Below are 22,059 nucleotides of genomic sequence, written 5' to 3' on the forward strand. Positions count from 1 at the left end.
TGGCATCACCGTTAATGACACTGGACGTGACTTTCTTGGATTTCTGTTTTGCTTCTAATTTTGATATTGGCAAACGCTGCGGCAAATTTGTTGTCCGTTTCAATCAGAAATGGTTGAGTAATTTCTTCGATCTTCTGTTTGTCATTGACGAAACACGCCAGTGGAATTTGTAGCGTTTTCTTTTTACTATCCGCATCTAGTTTGAGATAAGGACTAAGATCAATTTTTTTATTCTCACAGGCCGTGCCGCATCCTATGCTTAACAAAACAGGCGTCTGATTCTGCTCTTTGACCGCAATGTCAAATTGCAAAAAGCCATCTTTTAGTGCATCGGATAAAAAGATCGGATGAGATGTTGCTGCATAAAAGCTAGCTTTACCATTCCAGCTGATTAATTTGGCATCTTGTTGCGTATTAACCTGCACCGTTTTCGCTGAGATCGTTGGCAATTCAAACTGGGCATTAAGGTCACGCCCTAAGGAGCGTATTTCCTTGCCGCTGCTAATCGTCAAGCCGATTCCTGGTCGCTCATTGAAGATATAAATTGGCAGGGTTGAACTATTTCCGCACCCTTGCGTGCTCGAGACTTCAGGCAATTTTCCAAGCACTTCTTTGGAGGTATAGTTCAGCCCGTAACCACGTTCGAACTGGATTTTTTGTTGCGCTGAAGGACATACATCTCCAGGCCAGGAAAACGATAGTTTTCCTGTGAAATCGACGCGTTTGCCATGTTCATTGGTTTGGTACAGAACATCAGCAACGCCGCCACCTTCGGTACCCGGGAGCCATGCCACAACAAAGCTAGAAGAGAGATTGATCAGATCATTTAAGTAAGATGTATGACCGCCGACAAACACCGTGATAACTGGTACCTGATGCCCGGATACTTTCTTGACAACGGCCAGATCTTCCGGAAAGCGCAAACTATGCTTCAGATTATCGATAGGACCAATATCACCGTTTCCTTCTGCATACGGCGTCTCACCAACTACGGCGATGATCGCATCAAAGTCAGCAAGGCGGACGTTTTCAGCATTTGGGCTATATACGACTGAACCTACCGATGCCTTTTTCAATATACCGTCAAGAATACTGTCGCCATTCGGAAAATCACGATTAACATTGTCTGCCCCTTGCCATGTGATAGACCAGCCGCCCGTTTGATTGACCAGGCTATCAGCATTTTTACCAACGACCAAAATCCGCTGCGACGATTTGAGCGGCAACGCGTGTTGGTCGTTTTTCAGTAAAACCAGTGATTCACGTACTGCTCTGCGAGCCAAAGCGCGATCTTGCAGATTCTCTGCTTTACCAGCATAGACACTTGCTGAAGGTGGTTGGCCAAATAAGCCTGCGCGTAATTTGACGCGGAGAATGCGGCTAACTGCATCATCAATTCTGGTGACCGGAATCTCTCCGGCATTTACCTGAGCAATCGTATTTTTGATAAATGCTTGCCAGTCATCAGGAACCATGATCATATCCACGCCCGCATTGATGGCCAATGCGCAACTTGCATTGGTACATCCCGGTAGCTGACCAATTGCATTCCAGTCTGAAATCACGAAGCCATCAAAGCCCATTTTTTCTTTTAAGACATCATTCAGCAACTTTTTATTGCCATGCATTTTTCCATAATCAACAGGGGAGTCTGGATTGGTCGTATCGACCCAACTATTGTATGACGCCATCACCGTTTGTACGCCGGCTGCCATTGCGCCGAGGTAGCCTTGACCATGCGTCGTGAGCAAGTCTGCTTCACTGACTTTGGTCACCCCTTGATCTATACCCTGATCAGTGCCACCGTCGCCAATAAAGTGCTTAGCGGTGGCAATCACATGCTTACCTTCTTCAAACTTCGATTGCAAGCCGCTGACATACGCAAACGCGTACGTTTTAACCAAAGCCGGATCAGACGAGAAGCTTTCGTAGCTTCGCCCCCAACGGGGATCTTTATTGACCGCGACAGTCGGTGCAAATACCCAGTTAATACCGGTTGCACGCACTGCTTTTGCTACTGAGGTGCCGATTTCTTTGATAAGTTGTGGGTCGTGCGCGGCACCAAGACCTGCATTATGCGGAAAGAGCGTGGCACCATAGATATTGCTATTACCATGAATCGCATCAATTCCCCAGACCACAGGAATTGGATATTTCATGCCGGTATTCATCGACGCCTCATAGTACTCATCAGCCAACTTTACCCAGTCATTGACACTTGCATATTTATCACCATGAGGCCAACTACCGCCGCCGTTAAGCACCGAGCCTATGTAGTATTGGCTCACTTGCTTAGGCGAAATGGTCTTGATTTCAGGCTGCGTCATTTGACCTATCTTCTGTGCCAAGGTCATGCTCGCCAAAATTTCTTGTACCTTGGCTTCGATTTTTGGATCTTTTTGAATTGGTCCACTTATTTTCGGCCATGCAACGGCGTCACTTGCACTTGTACTTGTCGACGACATTGAGGTCAATAATGCAAGGCTTAGCACGGAATAAAAAGTTTGTTTTTTCATGGTTAGAAAAATATGGGTTAATGGACTTCAGCCGTCTTAATGTAGGACATTCAATAGAGCGAAGTCTGCTAAATGGCTTTTCTTTTCGATTTCTTCTTTTGAACGAGTCCGATATGTTGACTTTATAGCGTTCGTTTTATGGAAACGTTTCCATCGATGGCACCAATAATGAGTTAATTGCTTTTCTTTGTCAATAAAAATTTATGTAGTTAAGTTTCAGAGAAACTAAGAATGAGCTTAAAAATGAGCTTTAGAATAAGCCTTAATGATAAGACAGCTGAACATCAGATCAGATTCATTTCCAGACAGCCGTCATCACACTTTTTCTTGGGAGGGTGTAAGCAAATCGCTTACCATCGTACTCAACGGTAATCGTATGAGCGACGACCGCGCTGTTGCAAATTAACAGTACTTTGCTCGAATCCTCATTCTCAAAAGCGACAGTATCAATACCATCTATGCCGCTCGTTGAGGCGATACGCTTTGCCCCAGTCCGGACAAATCGACTGATATGCCCAAAAGCGTAATATTCAATATTTCGCTTAATCTCGCCTGTTTCGGTATTGTAGGTCAGGACACCTCGACAATTGTCGCAACCGCCCAGATGAGGGCTATCATGTTGATCAAGGATTAAATTCCACATCAACACGCCTTTTGCCCAATGCCGGGTACTACCGATAATCAAATTACCTGCGATCGATGGAAGTGCGGAATCCCAATCCGCATCCCAACCACCACCGGAGCACTCGGTAAGCCATGTTTCTTTCGTAGGATAGAGATCGTGAACGATCGTTTGTGCTGATGGTGATCCTGCATAACAATGCCATGCGATACCCGCTATATACGGCGCCGCTTGGGCATCGGCTAATACCGCTAACGGTGATTCCGGTTGGTCCCAGTTATGATCCCAGTCAAAAATCCTTGTACGAACTTTATTTTCACTCAACAATGGGCCCAGATAGTGGCCCACAAACCTCGCACGATCTTTGGAATCAAAGCGCATACCAGGATAATTAGTTGGTTCAAAATGCGGTTCATTTTGAATACTCAGAAAATCGATAGGTATTCCTGACTGTTCGTAAGTGCGGATAAATTTCAAAAAGTAATGCGCATACACATCATAAAAATCTGGATTCAGTGACCCTTGATAAAGATGGCGATTGGATTTCATCCATGCGGGGGCACTCCATGGCGTTGCCATTATTTTTAAAGTTGGATTGAGCTTAAGCGCCTGCTGCAATGAAGGTACAAGATTTGCAGCTTGTGGCGCGCTCGAAAAAAAGCGTAGCCCTTCATCAGTCTGATCTTTTGGCGCATCATCAAGACTATAATGCGCCTCCGAAAAATCCGATGCACCAATGGTAATCCGCGTAAAGTCAAACCCAAGTCCACCATTCTCGCGCCCGAACAACTCCGCCATGACTTTGTCCCTTTGTTCTGCAGACATTTTCTTTTGCAAAATAATAGCGGATGCATCTGTCATGGCTGCTCCAAAACCTTGCATTGACTGATAAGTTTTAGAAGAATCAACACGAACATCAATGTTTGCGGCGCTGCGCACTTGAAAATGTTGATCAACTTTTTGGGTCAATAGGTTTGTCTGATCTGCCGTCGTCAGCCATAGTTGAACGACTGATTGACCTGCAAAGGCCAAAGAAGGACTGAATATGCTAAAGGCTAACAGGATGACGCAGCGAAACAGAATCGATAAGTTTGGCATATAGATCGGTATTATTACTGCTCAATTTTAAAAAATCGTCCACGCCACTTTGTATTAAAGTCGCTGTCCTGTTTGCTGATCAAAGATGGAAATTTTTGCGCTCTCAATATCGAACCTTACTAGCTGATCTGTATCATATTCACAATCGCCATGTACGACAGCAGAGAATTTTGTCCCGTGAAAATCCAACCAGACTGTCACCGACGACCCCATAGGCTCAACAAAAGTTACATGCGCGACATAGGCACCGGTGTTGGACAGATGAATATGTTCCGGCCGCACGCCTAACACGACTTGCTGCCCTTCGACTGCACCATGCCGAATTTGCTGTGACGTTAGATTGATGTCAAAAGGGAAGCCAATTTTCCACTGACCCGATTGAGGCGCTGATGCGGAAGCCGATGTCAGCTTCACATCGAAGAAATTCATACATGGCGCACCTAAAAAGCCAGCGACGAACAAGGTCTCAGGTCTTTCGTACACTTCAGTTGGCGTACCTATTTGCTGGATCGCACCGCCCTTCATCACAGCGATGCGCGTCGCCAACGTCATTGCTTCAACCTGATCGTGAGTGACATAAATCATGGTTGTAGCAAGCTTTTTATGTAGCAACTTCAATTCACGTCGCAGTTCGGTCCGTAATTTCGCATCTAAATTCGACAAAGGTTCATCGAACAAAAAGACACGCGCATCTCGCATTAACGCGCGGCCAATAGCGACTCGTTGCCGCTGTCCCCCAGATAATTCTGATGGCTTTCTTTTTAACATTGGGTAAAGCTGCAGCATCGTCGCTACTTCGTCGATGCGATGCTTAATCATGTTTTTGGAAATGCCTCGTACGCGTAAACCAAATGACATATTTTCTTCAACCGTCATCGTCGGATACAGCGCATAGGATTGAAATACCATCCCAATTCCGCGATCGCATGGCTCTGCATAGGTCATATTATCGCCGCCGATATAAATATCGCCAGCACTGACTTCATGCAACCCTGCGATCGCGTGTAGCAAGGTCGATTTGCCACAACCCGACGGACCGAGCAATACCAGAAATTCGCCTGGCTGCACAGTCAAATTAAGCGCATGAATAATTTCATTCGAAGCAATTCTCACACTTACACTATTAATATCCACCTGAGTCATGCAACTATCCCTTAACACTTAGCCTCTAACCTCTAACCTCTAACCTTTAACCTTTAATAGCGCCTGCTGTAATTCCTCTGACAAACCATCGACCTGATACAAAATAGATCAACAACGGAACACATGAAGTGATCATCGTTGCCGCCATATTGAGGTTATATAAACGTTCGCCAGTCGTGGTGTTAATGATGTTATTGAGTTGCACAGTCATTGGCAGATGATCAGCACCGGCAAAAATCAAACCTAAAATATAATCATTCCAGATACCCGTGATTTGCATGATACCGGCGACGATAAGCATCGGTTTTGCCATGGGCAACATCATATGCAGAAAGATTCGCCAAAATCCTATCCCATCAATTCTTGCTGCATTAAAAAGCTCACGCGGTATGCCTTTGTAATAGCCATAAAAAAGCAAGGTCATAATCGGCATACTGAAGACCACGTGGACAAGAATAATGCCGTAGAGTGAACTGAATATGCCCATGTAGGCCAGAATTTTCACGAGCGGGTATATCATGACCTGAACAGGAATAAAAGCGCCGACCATCAGTATGCCAAACACAATCGTGGCCCCCCTCGGACGCCAGAAACTCAGGGCATAGCCATTCAATGCACCTAGAAAAATGGAACTCACGGTACTCGGCACCACAATCATGACTGAATTCCAAAAACCAACGCGTAAACCCTCACAATTGACGCCTGTACATGCACTGCTCCAGGCCTGTATCCAGCTCGAAAAATCGAGTCGAGACGGTAAGAAAAAGATACTCCCACCGCGAATTTCATCCATGCTTTTGAATGAGGTCGTCAGCATCACGTATAAGGGAATCAAAAAGAAAAGTGCCGCACCAAACAGAAAAGCATAAATGCCGATTCTGCCGATCGACAATCCCCGGCCGCGTTGTGAAACCGGTGATTTAAAAGGAGTGATACGCGTAATCATAAAGACGTCACCCTTGCATTTTTCGCCTTACGCCAATACCAAATCGGTACTAAAAATACGAAGATGAAGACCAACAACGTCACCGCACCAGCAGATGCTAAGGCTAAATTAGCACGACTAAATAAATGGTCCATGATGAACTTTGCCGGCACATCCGTTGCGGTGCCAGGTCCCCCTTGTGTCATGGAAACGACTACATCAAATACTTTCACAACGCTCGTCAGTAGCAATATAAAAATAGTTCCTATCGTTGGTTTTAACATAGGGAGAATAATCGAACCGTATACACGCCAGGTTGGAATACCGTCAATACGCGCCGCATTCCAGAGCTCGTTGTCGATACTCCGAAGTCCCGCCAACATCAACGCCATAACAACACCAGAAATTTGCCATATCGCAGCAAGAGCAACTGCATAAATCGCTTTATCTTGTCGGACTATCCAATCAAATACAAAATCTGACCAGCCAAATTGGCGGACACTCTGCTGAATACCGTTTTCCGGATCGAGTATCCACTGCCAAACCAGACCCGTCGCCACAAACGACATGGCATAGGGATATAAAAATATGGTACGCAATAGTGACTCGGTACGAATTTTTTGATCAATGAAAACTGCCAGTAAAAAGCCGGTGACCAGGCTGGCAACAATAAACGTGCTGCCAAAAAGAAGGAGATTTTCAAGCGAATCAAACCAGCGCTGATTGTCAAATAAACGCTGATATTGGGAAATCCCGACAAAATCATATTTAGGGAAGCTACGCGAACTGCTCAACGAGATTCTCAGTGTCCACAGCGTTGCACACAGATAACACCCGAGACTGACCAAAACGAAAGGCAGTAATGCCGACCAGGGTGTCAGTTTTCGAGCAAGCTGCCGGACGTAAGCGATTACCATAGGGGGTTATGACTCCAACGCTGAAATAATGTTTCTTTGCACCTTCTCGACAGGGATGTTGCTATTCCAGTAATTGGTCAGGGCATCCGCCAAAGCGCCGTTTTGATCCGGTGTAAGATAAACCTCTCCATTACCGATCTGACGCGACTTATCTTTCATGATTGCCAGGCCTTTTTGAGCACACGCATCAAGCTTGCTGCCGTCAACATCCGTTCGGATAGGAATTGAGCCTTTATTCTTGCTAAATGCAATCTGGGTAGATGGCGTAATAATGACACTTGCTAACAAATTTTGTGCTTTGACTTGATCGGGGTTGGACGTTTTAGGGAACACAAACACGTCGCCCTGAATTATGTATAAAGATTTGTCGCCAAATCCTGGCACGCAACCATAATCTCTCTCAGCTTCTTGTTTAGCCAGCGAGAACTCACCTTTCGCCCAATCACCCATAAATTGCACACCCGCTTTGCCATTGATGATCATGGCAGTTGCATCGTTCCAATTACGGCCTGGTGAACCTTTATCAACATACGATTGCAAGCGCTTAAAAGTTAACAACACCTTTTTAAACTGCTCCGACATGATGGCTTTTTGATCGCGATCTCTTAACACCTTCAAATATAATTCACGGCCCCCAACGTTACTCAGTACCGTTGTAAAAACAATGTTGTCTTGCCACGATTGCCCACCATGCGCCAAGGGAATCAAACCGATCGCTTTTATTTTATCGAGTGCGACGAACAATTCGTCCATCGTTTTGGGCTCAGATGTGATGCCAGCCTTTTTAAATACGGCTTTTGAATACCATATCCACGTTGGCATATGAATATCTACAGGTGCGGCGTAGTAGTGCCCTTTTACCCGTACAATGTTGAGGACGATTTCAGGGAGAAATTTGTCCCATCCATCACGCTGCGCCACGACATCGACATTGTTGAGCATACCCTGCTCGATCATGTCTCTGAATTGATTCGTGGTATTAAATTGCGCTGCAGTTGGCGGATTACCGCCCACCATACGATTCAATGCCACCGCCCGTGCTTGCTCCCCTAACGCGACAGCGTTATCTACCCAGATACCACCCGCCTGCCGATAAGCTTCTGCCAGCGATTTGACCGCAGATGACTCGCCACCTGCTGTCCACCAATGTATGACTTCAGCGCGAGGCCCTGCCGCTACAGCAGGCTTGGTCTGTGCATACGCTGAATTCAGACATGCACAGGCAAGCAAGCCTATCGACAGGCGCTTGCCGACAGTGTAAAACCGATGATACTTTGGAAGAAAAGCGATCATGTTTATTTCCATAGGTTACCAAGCTAAATTATCTTTGATGCTCCGATTTTAAAAACCGGGCAAACCACTTTCCGCTCTCTTTTAATATCCGCCGTTGCGTTTGATAATCAATATAAGTTAAGCCAAATCGCCTCAGATAGCCTTGCGCCCATTCAAAATTATCCAGCAAACTCCAGACAAAATAGCCATTTAAATTGACACCAGCCTTGACTGAATCGAGTGCCGCAACCAAGTGCCGCGCGAGATAGCGCTTGCGTTGCTCATCAATAATTTCACCTGCCGCATTAAATACATCGTCATAGGTAGACCCATTTTCTGTCAAATAGATGTTCGCAGGTGCATAATCTGCCTGTATCCGCAACAATAATTCAGTCATTTTTTCCGGTGCAACTTGCCATCCAAAAGCAGTTCGCTCAACATTCGGCGTTTCTACTATTTCTACGTTAAATGGATAAGTACCCGGTGCGTCCTTCACGACTTCAGGAAAATAATAATTGACGCCAAGAAAGTCAGTTGGCATCGCAATGTCTTCCATATCGTTATCAAACACCTGTGGGCATAGTTCTCCCATCAGTGACACCGTATCCTGAGGATAACCGCGACCATATAATGGGTCTAAGAACCAGCGATTCCGCATCCCATCATGGCGTACTTTGGCAGCGAGATCAGCAGCATTATCGCTTGCCGGGATAATTGGATGCAAACTTAAAGTAATACCAATTTGTGCACCTGGCACATTTGTACGAATGATTTTCGTTGCTTGTCCATGCGAAAGTAGAACATGATGACATGCTTGAAGTGCCGACTGCAAGCTTGTTTCACCAGGCGCGTGCACGCCTTCATAGTAGCCCATGATGCAGGAACACCAAGGCTCATTGTGGGTGATCCAATGTTTGACCCGATCGCCCAGACGGCGACTGACGACGTCAGCATAGTTATTGAATGCATCAACCGTGGCGCGCGACTTCCAGCCTCCTTGAAGTTGCAAGGCTTGCGGTAAATCCCAGTGGTAGAGGGTCAGCCAAGGCTCCATCCCGCGTTCAATAATCCCATCTACAAGGCGATCGTAAAATTCAAGGCCACGCTCTTCAATTTCGCCAGTACCGACTGGAAAAATCCTCGGCCACGATACGGAAAACCGATAGGCTTTAACGCCCAGATCACGTGCCAGATCGAGATCTTCCGGCCATCTGTGGTAGTGATCGCAAGCTATGGCGCCGCTGCTACCATCGAGAATTCGCCCGGGCTGTGCAGAAAACTCATCCCAGATGGATGGTCCACGACCATCTTCGTTCGCTGCACCTTCAATTTGATATGACGACGTCGAGCACCCCCATAAAAAATCTTCAGGAAACTGCTCACGCTTGATATGTATTGGATCATTATGTGCGCTCATTAGCATTGATATCGCCTATATTCATCAATTTATTTTAAAGGGCAAATACGGCAAAAAACCGTCCCTCACGAATGAGGAACGGTTATCACCGCGATTGAATGTTACCGGTAACCAGAGGAATTATTTAAATTTATAATTCATGCCAACTGAGACACCGCGTCCGTACTTGTTGTACTCCTGAGGTGCTGTTGCACCACCGAAACCAGAACCGTCTTGAATGTTGCGATCGGGTGTATCAGTCAAATTAGCAACTTGCAATATGAATGTCATGCCTTTGTAGCGACCTTCTTGCAACTCGTAGCTCACCTGTGCATCAACAATCGATTGACTCAACATTTGCATTACAGATGTCTGACCGAACAAAGAATTGTATTCGCCACGGAAACTTGAACGATAACGGTCACTAATACGAGCAGAAAAACCATTTTTCTCATAATAGAACGTCAAATCTGCGACTGTCTTTGATAAGCCTGGCAACGTTGCCCACATCGGTGTTTGTGACCCTGGACCATTGACTTTGATATTCGTGTCTGTAAACGATGCGGAAGCAATAACACCGAAACCACTCAGAGCTGGCGTTAACATCTCGCCCGTCACCGACGCACTCAACTCCACGCCTTGCACTTTGCCACCTGTACCATTTGCCTGCGTAGTATAAAAGCCCATGTTTGAAACAGGAACAACCGTCGGGTTTTGATTTACATAGCCCGTAAAATCCCATGGAATTGAATTTTGATAGATATAACTATTCAATTTTTTATAGAACAAAGTAGCCGAGATATATGCCTTTTTTCCCCAATACTGCTCGAGGGATAAATCGACGGCATCTGCAATCCATGGTTTCAATTTAGGATTGCCACCGCCACCACCCCACGTGTGCGTTGTAAGATCAACACCTGCTCCACTCGTAGCGGTCATATCGAAAAGACGAGGCCGCATCAATTCACGTGCTGCACCAAAACGCAGCAAGCGGTCTCCACCAATATCGCCCACCAGATTCAAGCTCGGTAAGAAATTGCTATAACGTGTGCCATTTTCGAAGGGACTAGATGGGGTGCCATTTGCTGCAAATGCCCATGCATTCGAGTACTGATTCGTATTAACAAACTGCGCACCTATATTGCCACGCACTGGAATATTACCAATTTCTGTTTCAATATCAGCCTTAACATAAGCAGTGGTAATGCGTTCGTGCACACCGAAGTCATGCGAATAGTCACCACTTGGGCCACCACTCATGTTTGGCGTGATAGTGTAATATTGATTAGCAATGTTATTGAGGTCATAGCTCAATACGTTACCCGCACCTGCAAAAGCAAGAGATGTTGGCGTCAGTAAATTAGATGGGGAGATTAACTGAGTTTTCCCGCCATTTTTCAGTGTTGCGAACGCCACAGCAAAATCTTGAGTCTTATCGCGCGCAGTAAAATTGATACCAAAATCAGCCATACTGAAGATGCCGCCCAGACGATGTCGGGCATGTAAATTCAATGTTTTGATCGTATCATTCAGTGTGGAATCCTGTAAGCGACCAGCGTGCCCCCAACCACCCGGGTCTCCTAAAGCGACCGTATTTGGATCGGCAAAACTTGCTGCTGGCGTAAATACGCCAAAGGCAGGCGTCGTTGGAATGCTAAATGTGATACTTGAAGACGGTGTACCTGCGTAGCTTTCAAACAGGTTTTCATGCCGCTTTGCATTTGAGTAGCTAAAATCACCAATCAGCTTCCAGTCACCAACCTTGACTTCATTATTCCACCCTAAGGAACTTAAGTTATCGTCACGTGTGTTATGTTGACCCATTACTACTGGCTGATTACCACTTGGTGAAAACGCAATGGTACCTGAATTTAAAATGCTCGAACCGCCAGACATCGCGAAACCTGGATTAGTGTATGTGTAATTGCCATTCCAAGGATTGGAATCCCACATCACGCCACGCATGACTTCAGTTTGATTAAATTTAGAGTAATAAAAATCAAGCGTGCTGTGTACTGACGCATTTGGTTTATACTCAACCACACCAATCAAACCATCGCGAATTTCTTTGCGAGACGTAGTTGTGATCTCATTACCACCCAACGCTGTCGCACCATTATAGAAGCCATTTCCTGGCGCACCCCACCACCAAGCTTTTTCGTGTTGTTGCTGACCAGGCGCATCTAAATGTGCAAATCCGAGTGCGACGCCCAGCTTATGATCATCAAATTGATCAACATAAGAGAAACTGAAACGCCCCCCCTTGTCGGATGTCCCACCATAACTATTATTGATATTTCCAAGAGAATTTTTGTCCAACTGACCAGCAACTACGAACTTACGTTCGCTATAATCTAAAGGCTTCATCGTGTGCAGATCAACCGTACCTGCAAGTCCACCACCCAATAAGGTCGCATCTGGTGTCTTATAAACCAAAACGCTAGAGATCAATTCCGCAGGGTATTGATCATATTGAACGCCACGATTAACACCTGTACTAGCTTGCTCACGTCCATTGAGCAAGGTGCCGGTAAAATCTGGAGACATACCGCGAATTGCAATTACTTGCGCACGCCCGTCAACCCGCTGACCGGCAACACCAGGCAATGAGGCGAGCGCATCAGCAATACTCTGCTGCGGTAATTTACCAATATCTTCCTGACTAATGGCTTCGACAATAGAGTCAGAGCCTTTTTTCAAGGTAATGGCACCCTCAATACTGCCACGCAAACCGTTCACCACGACACTTTGAACGCCATCTGGTGCGGCCTTTGCAGCCTGCTCAGTTGACGTGGACTGCACTGTTTGCGCCATTGCCACGCCGACAGGCGCAACGAACATCAATGCGCAGACTGCTGCCAAAGGGCGCAATTTAAATTGTCTTGTCTCCATTATCCCGCCTTTGGAGTGATTAAATTTCTTCATTTGATTCTCCTTGTTTATATTTTGTCACACTGAATAATTCAGTGTGCTTATTTTTTATTTACTTCGCCAATCAAAATTCAGTCCCCGTTTTTTACTCAATTTAGGATCATCTAAATTGCCAAGTCTTTCGATCTACCTTTTTTTGGAATCGTTTCCATTTGGTGTTGAAATTATCGGTTTGATATACGGATACTGTCAATCTTTTTTGAATCATTCTTTTAAATTTGTGATGATGATGCTTGGATAAGACACAAATTTAAAATACCACTAAAAAATTTCACTTAAAAAAATAAAAAAATTCACCTTAAATGGCGTTTTTTTGCGACTACTGACTCCTTTAATACTTCCCCGACCATCAATGTCCCAACAGCTCAAATTTGACACCTCAGAATGCGCTTAGAATCTATCCGAAAATAAGGTCGCATTAGGATTAAAGCACGCCATTTTTGCACTAATTTTTGCTACAAATCTGGCCAATCAATGTCAGCAAATCCGCTGGATTAAAGGGCCTAGAAATAAAAAAATCAAGGGTATTGCGAACATCTGGTTTTAAAAAAACATCCACGCCATTGGTAAGCATAATGATTGGCACAGTTGAATTTAATCTGACGAGATTACGCAGAGAAAACCCGTCTGTATCCTTCAACATAATATCGAGAATGACGACAGAAAATTCTGTATCCAAGTTGAAAAAATGCGTAAAAAATGACTCCTCATTATGGGCGACTGTAACGTTAAACTGGTTCTTTTCCAGATATGCTTTTAGCAGACACCTGGTTGCAAGATCATTTTCTGCTACGAGTATGTTGACTGCCATTCTTGATACCACGTGACTTTGAAGAATCGAACTCACTGTTTATGCTTTTACCAGAACTTGAGGCACATTATTTTTTCAGCTTTGTCAGGGTCGGATCAGTGAATTAAGCTTATTTTCACTGACAATCGCGGCAAAAAAACATCAAGTAATGGCAACTTAATTTACGTTGCACGCGACAAACAGAGTTCAGCGCTTGTCGCGTGTGGTACTTATCAACACAATTATGGTGTTATGCCAATACCAGTATTTAAGGTGAACGCATTTGACGTCGTCCATTGTTTCCAGTCACTCGCAATCGTCGCGGCAGAGTCTGTGGAAATATTCGGCGTAATGGCTTTGTTGTTTGTGTCGTACCAGCCCCATGAATCAGGTGCAGGACCATGGGTTGCTTTGTACGACCATGCACTCCAGCTTAAGCCAGCATTATCATAGGCGTTAATCGAGTGTAACCATGCATTTGGACCAAAGCCGAAGTCGTTGAACTCGCCGATATAGCCGGGAACATTCCATGAGGCATGCGCGAGGAAATCATTCACCTGATTATCGGACCCACTTGTCACCTGCGCCAGCGTACCGTTATATTGGTACTCATGCATTTCATAGACAACGTTCGTCCAATTAAATTGAGATGGTGGTGGTAAATTTGCCCAACTCCAACTACCAAATGTGCCTTCCATAAAGATCATATGGTCGGCATCAACGCTGCGGATTGTATTATATAAACTATTATAGGCTGTCCATACCGCGTTAGTATTTGGTGCCCCCATTGGTTCATTAATGAGGTCATATCCTGCTACCGCCGGATTTCCATTGTAATGCGTTGCGATCTGCTGCCACATGTACGATGTGCTAGTTTGGTTGGCGGCATTTGTCCAATACGTATTTTGATTGGCGTAACCGGTATCATCACTGACACTTTGGCCACCAACAACACCATGCATATCGATCACCACATAGATACCTCTTGCTGCTGCATTTGAGACAACCCAATCGAGCATCGTAAATGCATCTGGACGCCAGCCGCTCGGCGTTGTGTTATTGATCGTATAAAATTGCCCCCACCAGACCGGTACGCGGATGACGTTATAGCCAGCATTTTTAATATTGTCCAAGTCTGCGCCAGTGATCCAACTTTGTTGGAAAGTAGTAATCAGACTTTGCTCCATCGTTACACCGAAACGCGCATCCAAAGCTTGAATCACGCTATAAGTATCTGGCAGGTTACCGCTATCGAGTGGCGCCATCCATTTTTCCATGACGAATAATCCACCCAAATTAAATCCACGCAACTGAATTTTGTTACCGCTCGCATTGACAATGCTGGTGCCATTCGCATGCAACATCGTTAGCGGCAAACTTGTTTGGTAAGCGCAGGTGAGCGATATGTTGGTAACGTCACCACTTGCAACAGTGCCTGCACCGCTGTTACTGCTAATCGCACAAGTTTGACCTGTTGGTTGCGTAGTAATCGTCACTGCATAGCTGCCTTGTGATGCAATTTTTGTTGCGAAGCTAAATGTTCCATTCGCTTTGACAGTCAATGCATCGTTACCATTATTACTCAATACAATTTGTGTGCCACTAGCCATACCAGTGATACTACCACCGATGGCATAGATGACAGGCGTTGGCGTTGGCGTTGGCGTTGGCGTTGGCGCTGGCGTTGGCGTCGGTGCTACAGTTGCGGTCGATCCGCCACCACCGCCACAACCGGACAAAGCCATTGACATAGCGACACTGACCAGGCTTAGTTTAATATGGTGTAGTTTTTTCATTTGGCGCTCTTTTTTTGCGTGGATTGACAGACGCGAGCGCTCAAGACGAGCTGACACATTTGATATCTCCTTTTTTTGGTATTTTTCATTGCACATCGACATCTGCTGATCGTTCACCTCTTTGGGTAAATCGATAAATTTTTAGCTCAACGCTAAGACCACTATCAATTGGTAACGTTTCCAATTTTTATGGAATATATCATCGCTAGAATTTTTGTGTCAACTTAATTACTAATTATTTGCACAAAGTTAATCGAATTAAAATTGTACGAAGGGGGAAAATTTGTTGATTAAATTGACCGTCGGGGAAAGGTCTATCTGTATTAAGTCGAAATTACGAGAGCATTACGAGGGAATTTGCGACCGAAACGGCAAACGCTTAAACGATCGCCAAGATCTGCCGGGCTCATTTTTTGAGCCAATACCGATAAAGCCCAGATTGTTGCAATTTATCATCAACAATCTGGATTAATTCACGTTTGCTAATTCAATATTTGATCGTGCTGCGCGACTAACGTGTGTTCTGAATCAACGACGCACGGAAATGCACATCTAAAGTGAACTTTTTGACGACAGGAAGATGGGAGTCATAGACCCGATTCAAGAGTGCATTAGTCGCGTTAAATGTAATCTCACCCCAAGGTATTTGCACTGAAGTAAGACGTGGAGCACTGTATTCAGCCGTCGTTGTATTGTCATAGCCGACAACAGAAATTTCCTCAGGAACCAAAATCCCTTGCTGTTTAAAATACGATAAGGCACCGACAGCCACTTCATCATTGGCACAAAAAAGTCCCGTAAATGATACTGATTTTTGCATCAGCTTTTCGGCACCAATCCACCCTGCTTCTGAGGAATAATCGCTTTGTACCATCGTCACTTTGCGCTTGGGAATGCCAGCACGCTTCAATTCATCAAAAAAACCTTGAATACGATCCACGTTATCTTGTGATGTCGCCGGGCCGGAAAGAACCGCTAAATCCCTGTGTCCATAGTCTAGAAAAGCACGCGCGGCCAATTCCCCACCGTGATAGTGGTCAACGATGAAACACTGATTTTTAATTTTAGGTAGATAATGATTCAACAGCACCAGCTTTGATTGCATATCACCTAAATGGGCAAGGTCTTGTGTGGTTAGAGAATTACTCATCACAATAATGCCATCTGCACCGCGTTGAATCAAAAAGTTAATCCCTTCCAATTCTTGCTCTCTCGCGTCACCATTACCATTCCCAAAAGCGACTACCATATGAACGCCAGCAGCACGTAATGCGCTATCAATCGACTGCAAAATAGGCGTATAAAAAGTACCTTTTAGCACCGGAATGTACACGCCAACCATCAGTGAATTTCCAGAGAGCAGAGAGCGCGCCAGATGCGACGGCCGGAAATCAAGTTCTTCGATCGCTTTTTTTACTTTTTCCATTGTCGCGGGAGACACAGAGCCTCTTCCACTGAGCACTCGAGAAGCAGTTCCAAGTCCTACACCCGCAACGCGGGCAACATCTTTAATTGTCGCCACATCAACCCTTAATATGAGATTTCATTCAATGAAAAAAATGCTTTTGCATCAGCAAAAAAAGCTCTGAGCGCGTTGGCTCTCCGAGCACTTTCTTTGTAGTAAATGAAGTGTTTCAGCGGATTCGCTGCCGACCAAAATCGTAATCCGTCTTACAACAATTCGCAAATATATGCCAATTTTACTCTAAAACTTCAATAACTCGTCAGATCAAGAATGATCGCAAAGGATTTCTTGGAAAGCTTTCTAGACACATCTGAAATATGCATTCAAGCTGAGGTTTAAGTGCAACAAAATTGGCAAAAAAAACAGGAAGCGTGTCAGCAAAAACGTAGCGCAACTTACATCGTACCCAGATGGGCAATCAATCCTTGTCCAGGCTATTCGGTGCTCGGGAATACGAAATTGAAATCAGTGCCATAATGTGGCGTTGGCTTGCGTTACCTAAAGCGCAAGTTGAAAAAATGGTTCTGTATATTCCACGACACTAACGGGTATTTCAATGAACACCCCTGACATCATCCAAACATCATCAGCCAAATCCTGCACCGTCTACTTTGACGGTGCTTGTCCAGTATGCTCAAAAGAAATTGCTACTTATCAGCGATTGAAAGGTGGGGAGAGTATCAATTGGGTAGACGCTAGTACCTGTCACGAGCAGGAACTGGGGAAAGCGCTCGATCGGCCGTCAGCCTTAGCACGCCTGCATGTGCGTGATGCTAACGGCAATCTGGTTGATGGCGCCGCCGCTTTTGTCGAGATATGGAAGCACCTTCCCTCATTAGCATGGCTGGCCCCAATAGCATCGAACGGTTTGGTAATCCGACTATTGAACTGCATATACACAGGATTTTTGCGTGTCCGTCCGCTATGGCGTAAGAATTAATGCGTCGAAACAGATCGACAAAATCTATTCTACATAGATAATCTACATAGATAATCTACATAGATAATCTACATCACATCGAAGGTATGCAGTATCAGCCAGAGATTCGCCGCGGAAATGATAAAAAATAGGAACCACGCAATCGACTGCACAATTGGGCTGGTTTGAAAGCGTCCCATAAGTCGCTCACTACTCGCCATTTTAATCATCGGGTACATGACAAAAGGCAGCTGTAAGCTCAGTACGACCTGACTTAAAATGAGCAATCGCCCAACGGAGTGCTCACCCCACACAGCAACACCTATCCAGGCGGGAATTAATGCTAAAGCACGTGTAGCCATACGTCGCTGCCAGCAGGGAATTTTTTTCTTCAGGAAGCCATCGAGTATGACTTGACCGGCAATCGTTCCTGTAAATGTGGAGCTCTGACCGGATGCTAACAATCCTATGCCGAACAATAATCCGGCAAATGCACTCCCACTAACGGGATCAAGCAGATGATAAGCATCATCGAGTTCAGTCACTACGGTTTTGCCATGAAACGCTGCCGCTGCCATAATTAAAATTGCGGCGTTGATCAACAGTGCAAAAGACAGTGAAACGATCGTATCAATATTGGCAAAACGAATTGCTGCGGAACGACCGGCATCGCTATCGCCAATCTTTCTCGTCAACACCACCGACGAGTGTAGATATAAATTATGTGGCATTACCGTTGCGCCTAAAATCCCTATCGCGAGATATAAGCCATCGATGTTCTCCAATGTTTGCATCGTTGGTAGCAGGCCTTGTGCAGCGCAATCCCAACAGGGCTGCAGTAGTACTAATTCAGCGAGCAGGCAGCTACTAATCGTCGCAATTAAGGCCAAAACAATTGCTTCAATTTTGCGAAATCCTGCACCCTTCAGCCCCAAAACTAAAACGGTATCGAGCGCAGTAATACCTATCCCCACAGGAAGCGTTACACCTAAAATCAATTTAAATGCCAATGCACACCCGAGGACTTCCGCAATATCACACGCGATAATCGATATCTCAGCGAAGCCCCACATCAGCAGCGATGTTCTGCGTGAATATTGTGCGCTACACAAGCTTGCTAAGTCTTTGCCTGTAGCAATGCCAAGTCTCAGGCTAATACTTTGCAACAACATCGCAGAGACACTTGATAAGACGACGACAAACAATAAGGAATAGCCAAATGTCGACCCTGCAGAAATTGCGGTCGCCCAATTGCCGGGATCCATATAGCCGATTGATATGAGCAAACCGGGACCCGCAAAGCGGAGAACTTTTTTCCAGACTGGATCGCTCTGAGCAACGCTGACGCTGCCGACAACTTCGGAAGGACAAAAAGGCGCCGTAGCGTGTGTAGGAAGTGTAAACACAGACGTTTCTCTACAAGAAGCTTGATTAGCCAGATTTAGCTAGATTTAGCTTGATTTGGGCAAATTAAGCTGAATCAAGCGTCATTATAAAACATGTCATTACATTACATTATGCGGCGTTTGCGGTGTTGATAGGCACTGGCGTCACAAGGGTTCGCTGTAAACGCCACAGTACGGTAAAAGCTGCAACCGACGTTGCAATGACAACATACCCCAATAAATCGTAATGTTGTAATTTACCGGTCGCATCAAAACTAACAATATGGCCCGCCAAGACGGAGGCGACACCGCCCGATAATTGCTGAATGGATGCACTAATCGCGCTGAACGAACCGCGTTGAACTGGTGTTGGCACAGAAGCCATCATCGCCTGAAACGGAATCATTCGTGAAAAAATGCCGACGAACAAAAGGACATTGACAACCACTAACAATGGAAACGACACCGCTTCCATATGTGTGTAAATGACCACCATCAACATTGACATCAGCGTACCAAAGATGAAGACTTTGAATTTCCCCACCGAATCGGCGATTTTTCCTATCATCGGGCCGAAGAAGATCGTACATAATCCGGTGATCATATATAAGGTCGGTAACTGATGAATGCTAATACCAAGGTTATTCACCACGAAAGTACTGCTGAAAGGCATCAGCATAAAGCCACCGGTCTGCAATAAGGAAACCGCGGCAAATGCCAGTAAATAGCGTGGCTCGGTGACAGTATGAAACAAGTGCTTGCATGCGCTGTGCTCTTGTGGAATCGCCAGATGGGCCGCAACAGGCTTCATTTTCCAAAGGACAAACAAGCCACCTACCAGACCCAACAACGCCATCGCGAAAAACGGAATATGCCAGTTCCAACGATTCGATAGATACAGCCCAAAAGGGATACCCAACACCTGACTGGCAGCAAAGGCGGTTTGTATCATTCCCATGACCCGTCCTCGCAATTGCGGTGCGAATAAATCAGTCGCGATCGCCAAAACAATGGAACCTATTACACCGCCAAACAAGCCCGTGACAATCCGGGCGAGCAACAGTAATTCATATGTTTGCGCCAGTCCGCACCAGACTGTACCGAGTATGAAACCAGTATAGAAGAACAACAGCAATTTTTTTCTGTCATATCTGTCCGCAAATCCAGCCGTCAGCAGACCTGACAACCCCGCACTAAATGCATACGCCGATACCACTACGCCAAATTGTTTCGCCGTAATTGCCATCGAAGGCATGATGGTTGCCCCCAATGGCGACATCAGCATGAAATCGAGAATAACCGCAAACTGTAAAAATGCCAGCATTCCAACGACCAATTTTTGATAGGCCGAAAATACTGGGTTTGAAGAATCAGGATCAGGATTAGTTATCGTCATATCTATTATTACGTCCGAGAGTGATGGCCTTTTCTGGGCACGCCGTCACGCACAGACCACAAGCGCGACAAGCGTCAGCGTTGGGAGTATACGCGACTTGCATGCCATGCACGCGCAACTTCAATTTTTGAAAAAAATGCATAGATTGATAGTCTGTCAGCTCTATCGTTCGAACGTCAAACACCTGTTCTGGGCATATCACAAGACAATCGCCCTTACCTTCGCAGCGCTTCAAATTGACGATCGGTGCCAAGACGCCTGGCGCTTGCGTGCATTCAAGACTTTTATTATCACGAATGTTCATTATTCTCGACGTCCAAAAGTATGGTGACGCTGCTGAAAAAATTGTTCACGTTCTTCAGCGGTCATCTGATTTAATTTTTGCCATTTATGCCAATGTCGATGTCCATGCCAACCGCCGTGACCACGAAATCCACCAAACAAAATCCGACATAGTGCTAACAAGCCCAGCGCATGCCAATAGTCAATCAACTGCACGCCTTGAAACAAGGCGGGCATCACCCAGTTCCACAGCCACATTACCACCGCAGCAAGCGCTGCGAATATCACTAACATTAAACCCTTCATCCATCTCATCCATGTGTATCTCATGTCGTTCTCCTTAATTTTCTAATGCATCATAAATTTCTTGCAGACGACTACGAAGTGCAAGTACTGCGTACCGTTTGCGTGCCAATAAGGTATTCATCGAAATGCCGGTTTGCAAAGCCATGTCTCTAAAGCTTTGTCCCTCCAATTCGTGGGCAATAAACACGTCACGTTGATTTTCTGGCAATTCTTCAATCGCTCGCTGAAGTTCTTGCAGCATCATCTTTCGTGCGAAGACGGCGTCTGGACCTTCGTCCGGCGATGGCAGCATTAAATCCAGGCTAGTGTCGTCTTCATCACCACTCAAATCATCACGTTGTTCTTGCAGAGAAAGCTCCTTTTTCTTGCGAAAGCGATCAATAATCCGGAAACGCGCTACTTGATATAGCCAGGCACTGACTTGCTCTACGGTTTCTGGAAACTGATACGCCTCAACTAACTCATAAAAAACATCCTGCAAAATATCTTCGGCCTCACTAGCATCAGCAACACGCCGCAAGATGAAGCCCGCTAGTTTCTTGCGGAAACGAACGACCGCTTCAGTGATTGCACTGTGTTGTTGATGCGAAGTTGGCTTATCTTGTGATGTCATACCTATGAAGACGTTTGAGAATTGAAAATATTGTATGCACTACGAACTAATTTTAAATTTTTTAAAATTTTGATTTTTGATTTTTGATTTTTGATTTCCCCCTATGTCAGGATAGATGTCGCGTCAATTAATTCACATCAACCGTATTGGGGCGGAGTAGAGACATGCAGTGAATCGTTATCCAGCAGAACGCAAGGAGGCCATCCTTAAGCAGATGATGCCGCCAATGAATAAATCAGTTTCAGTATTGGCCCGTGAGAACGGCATAACGGAGCAAACACTCTATA

At 45.3% G+C, this 22,059-nt stretch carries 17 protein-coding genes; 1 reads left to right on the forward strand and 16 read right to left on the reverse strand.

The window, feature by feature from the left end; translation table 11 throughout:
* Positions 1-11: 11 nt before the first annotated feature.
* From ACO0K1_RS16625 to ACO0K1_RS16675, 11 genes are all read right to left on the reverse strand, one after another.
* Positions 12-2,516 carry a glycoside hydrolase family 3 N-terminal domain-containing protein gene (locus ACO0K1_RS16625; protein WP_423027729.1) on the reverse strand — a complete coding sequence of 835 codons (2,505 nt, stop codon included), beginning with the start codon at positions 2,514-2,516 and terminating at the stop codon, positions 12-14.
* 295 nt (positions 2,517-2,811) lie between these two features.
* Entirely contained in the window at positions 2,812-4,236 is a 1,425-nt protein-coding gene (locus ACO0K1_RS16630) for a glycoside hydrolase family 30 protein (RefSeq protein ID WP_423027730.1), read from the reverse strand.
* A gap of 54 nt (positions 4,237-4,290) precedes the next feature.
* Entirely contained in the window at positions 4,291-5,379 is a 1,089-nt protein-coding gene (locus ACO0K1_RS16635; protein ID WP_423027731.1) for an ABC transporter ATP-binding protein, read from the reverse strand.
* A gap of 46 nt (positions 5,380-5,425) precedes the next feature.
* Positions 5,426-6,325, reverse strand: coding sequence for a carbohydrate ABC transporter permease (locus ACO0K1_RS16640; RefSeq protein ID WP_423027732.1), 900 nt, complete (start codon positions 6,323-6,325; stop codon positions 5,426-5,428).
* Complete coding sequence (locus ACO0K1_RS16645; protein ID WP_423027733.1) at positions 6,322-7,221, reverse strand: carbohydrate ABC transporter permease; 900 nt, start codon at positions 7,219-7,221, stop codon at positions 6,322-6,324. The genes ACO0K1_RS16640 and ACO0K1_RS16645 overlap by 4 nt, the downstream gene beginning before the upstream one ends.
* 6 nt (positions 7,222-7,227) lie before the next feature.
* Complete coding sequence (locus ACO0K1_RS16650; RefSeq protein WP_423027735.1) at positions 7,228-8,514, reverse strand: ABC transporter substrate-binding protein; 1,287 nt, start codon at positions 8,512-8,514, stop codon at positions 7,228-7,230.
* 28 nt (positions 8,515-8,542) lie between these two features.
* The gene (locus tag ACO0K1_RS16655) at positions 8,543-9,910 is read right to left on the reverse strand and encodes a GH1 family beta-glucosidase (RefSeq protein ID WP_423027737.1); all 1,368 of its coding nucleotides are present in this window, start codon (positions 9,908-9,910) and stop codon (positions 8,543-8,545) included.
* Between the two features lie 120 nt (positions 9,911-10,030).
* Positions 10,031-12,814, reverse strand: a complete 2,784-nt coding sequence (locus tag ACO0K1_RS16660; RefSeq protein WP_423027739.1) for a TonB-dependent receptor — start codon at positions 12,812-12,814, stop codon at positions 10,031-10,033.
* 451 nt (positions 12,815-13,265) lie between these two features.
* The gene (locus ACO0K1_RS16665) at positions 13,266-13,631 is read right to left on the reverse strand and encodes a response regulator transcription factor (protein WP_423027741.1); all 366 of its coding nucleotides are present in this window, start codon (positions 13,629-13,631) and stop codon (positions 13,266-13,268) included.
* A gap of 221 nt (positions 13,632-13,852) precedes the next feature.
* A complete protein-coding gene (locus ACO0K1_RS16670; protein WP_423027743.1) occupies positions 13,853-15,406 on the reverse strand; it encodes a cellulase family glycosylhydrolase in 1,554 nt (517 codons plus the stop codon).
* A 511-nt stretch (positions 15,407-15,917) separates the two neighbouring features.
* Positions 15,918-16,928 (reverse strand): LacI family DNA-binding transcriptional regulator, encoded by a 1,011-nt coding sequence (locus tag ACO0K1_RS16675; RefSeq protein WP_423027745.1) that lies wholly within the window; start codon positions 16,926-16,928, stop codon positions 15,918-15,920.
* 499 nt (positions 16,929-17,427) lie between these two features.
* Between ACO0K1_RS16675 and ACO0K1_RS16680 the strand changes: the two genes are divergently transcribed.
* Positions 17,428-17,811 carry a thiol-disulfide oxidoreductase DCC family protein gene (locus ACO0K1_RS16680; RefSeq protein ID WP_423027747.1) on the forward strand — a complete coding sequence of 128 codons (384 nt, stop codon included), beginning with the start codon at positions 17,428-17,430 and terminating at the stop codon, positions 17,809-17,811.
* 68 nt (positions 17,812-17,879) lie between these two features.
* Here ACO0K1_RS16680 and ACO0K1_RS16685 read toward each other — a convergent pair whose 3' ends face one another.
* From ACO0K1_RS16685 to ACO0K1_RS16705, 5 genes are all read right to left on the reverse strand, one after another.
* Positions 17,880-19,196, reverse strand: coding sequence for an Nramp family divalent metal transporter (locus ACO0K1_RS16685; RefSeq protein ID WP_423027749.1), 1,317 nt, complete (start codon positions 19,194-19,196; stop codon positions 17,880-17,882).
* 109 nt (positions 19,197-19,305) lie between these two features.
* The gene (locus tag ACO0K1_RS16690; RefSeq protein ID WP_423027751.1) at positions 19,306-20,571 is read right to left on the reverse strand and encodes an MFS transporter; all 1,266 of its coding nucleotides are present in this window, start codon (positions 20,569-20,571) and stop codon (positions 19,306-19,308) included.
* Positions 20,558-20,875 (reverse strand): 4Fe-4S dicluster domain-containing protein, encoded by a 318-nt coding sequence (locus ACO0K1_RS16695; protein WP_423027753.1) that lies wholly within the window; start codon positions 20,873-20,875, stop codon positions 20,558-20,560. Before ACO0K1_RS16695 ends, ACO0K1_RS16690 begins: the two co-directional genes overlap by 14 nt.
* The gene (locus tag ACO0K1_RS16700) at positions 20,875-21,183 is read right to left on the reverse strand and encodes a hypothetical protein (protein WP_423027755.1); all 309 of its coding nucleotides are present in this window, start codon (positions 21,181-21,183) and stop codon (positions 20,875-20,877) included. The genes ACO0K1_RS16695 and ACO0K1_RS16700 overlap by 1 nt, the downstream gene beginning before the upstream one ends.
* 10 nt (positions 21,184-21,193) lie before the next feature.
* On the reverse strand, positions 21,194-21,772 hold the full coding sequence (locus tag ACO0K1_RS16705) for an RNA polymerase sigma factor (protein ID WP_423027757.1): 579 nt from the start codon (positions 21,770-21,772) through the stop codon (positions 21,194-21,196).
* Positions 21,773-22,059 lie beyond the last annotated feature (287 nt).

The sequence above is a fragment of the Undibacterium sp. SXout20W genome (assembly GCF_049340285.1).
GTDB lineage: Bacteria > Pseudomonadota > Gammaproteobacteria > Burkholderiales > Burkholderiaceae_D > Undibacterium.

What these genes read in the sequence shown, in the direction of transcription:
- ACO0K1_RS16625 (WP_423027729.1), bottom strand. Translation starts at nt 2,516, where the DNA reads ATGAAAAAACAAACTTTTTATTCCGTGCTAAGCCTTGCATTATTGACC.
- ACO0K1_RS16630 (WP_423027730.1), bottom strand. Translation starts at nt 4,236, where the DNA reads ATGCCAAACTTATCGATTCTGTTTCGCTGCGTCATCCTGTTAGCCTTT.
- ACO0K1_RS16635 (WP_423027731.1), bottom strand. Translation starts at nt 5,379, where the DNA reads ATGACTCAGGTGGATATTAATAGTGTAAGTGTGAGAATTGCTTCGAAT.
- ACO0K1_RS16640 (WP_423027732.1), bottom strand. Translation starts at nt 6,325, where the DNA reads ATGATTACGCGTATCACTCCTTTTAAATCACCGGTTTCACAACGCGGC.
- ACO0K1_RS16645 (WP_423027733.1), bottom strand. Translation starts at nt 7,221, where the DNA reads ATGGTAATCGCTTACGTCCGGCAGCTTGCTCGAAAACTGACACCCTGG.
- ACO0K1_RS16650 (WP_423027735.1), bottom strand. Translation starts at nt 8,514, where the DNA reads ATGATCGCTTTTCTTCCAAAGTATCATCGGTTTTACACTGTCGGCAAG.
- ACO0K1_RS16655 (WP_423027737.1), bottom strand. Translation starts at nt 9,910, where the DNA reads ATGAGCGCACATAATGATCCAATACATATCAAGCGTGAGCAGTTTCCT.
- ACO0K1_RS16660 (WP_423027739.1), bottom strand. Translation starts at nt 12,814, where the DNA reads ATGAAGAAATTTAATCACTCCAAAGGCGGGATAATGGAGACAAGACAA.
- ACO0K1_RS16665 (WP_423027741.1), bottom strand. Translation starts at nt 13,631, where the DNA reads ATGGCAGTCAACATACTCGTAGCAGAAAATGATCTTGCAACCAGGTGT.
- ACO0K1_RS16670 (WP_423027743.1), bottom strand. Translation starts at nt 15,406, where the DNA reads ATGAAAAAACTACACCATATTAAACTAAGCCTGGTCAGTGTCGCTATG.
- ACO0K1_RS16680 (WP_423027747.1), top strand. Translation starts at nt 17,428, where the DNA reads ATGAACACCCCTGACATCATCCAAACATCATCAGCCAAATCCTGCACC.
- ACO0K1_RS16690 (WP_423027751.1), bottom strand. Translation starts at nt 20,571, where the DNA reads ATGACGATAACTAATCCTGATCCTGATTCTTCAAACCCAGTATTTTCG.
- ACO0K1_RS16695 (WP_423027753.1), bottom strand. Translation starts at nt 20,875, where the DNA reads ATGAACATTCGTGATAATAAAAGTCTTGAATGCACGCAAGCGCCAGGC.
- ACO0K1_RS16700 (WP_423027755.1), bottom strand. Translation starts at nt 21,183, where the DNA reads ATGAGATACACATGGATGAGATGGATGAAGGGTTTAATGTTAGTGATA.
- ACO0K1_RS16705 (WP_423027757.1), bottom strand. Translation starts at nt 21,772, where the DNA reads ATGACATCACAAGATAAGCCAACTTCGCATCAACAACACAGTGCAATC.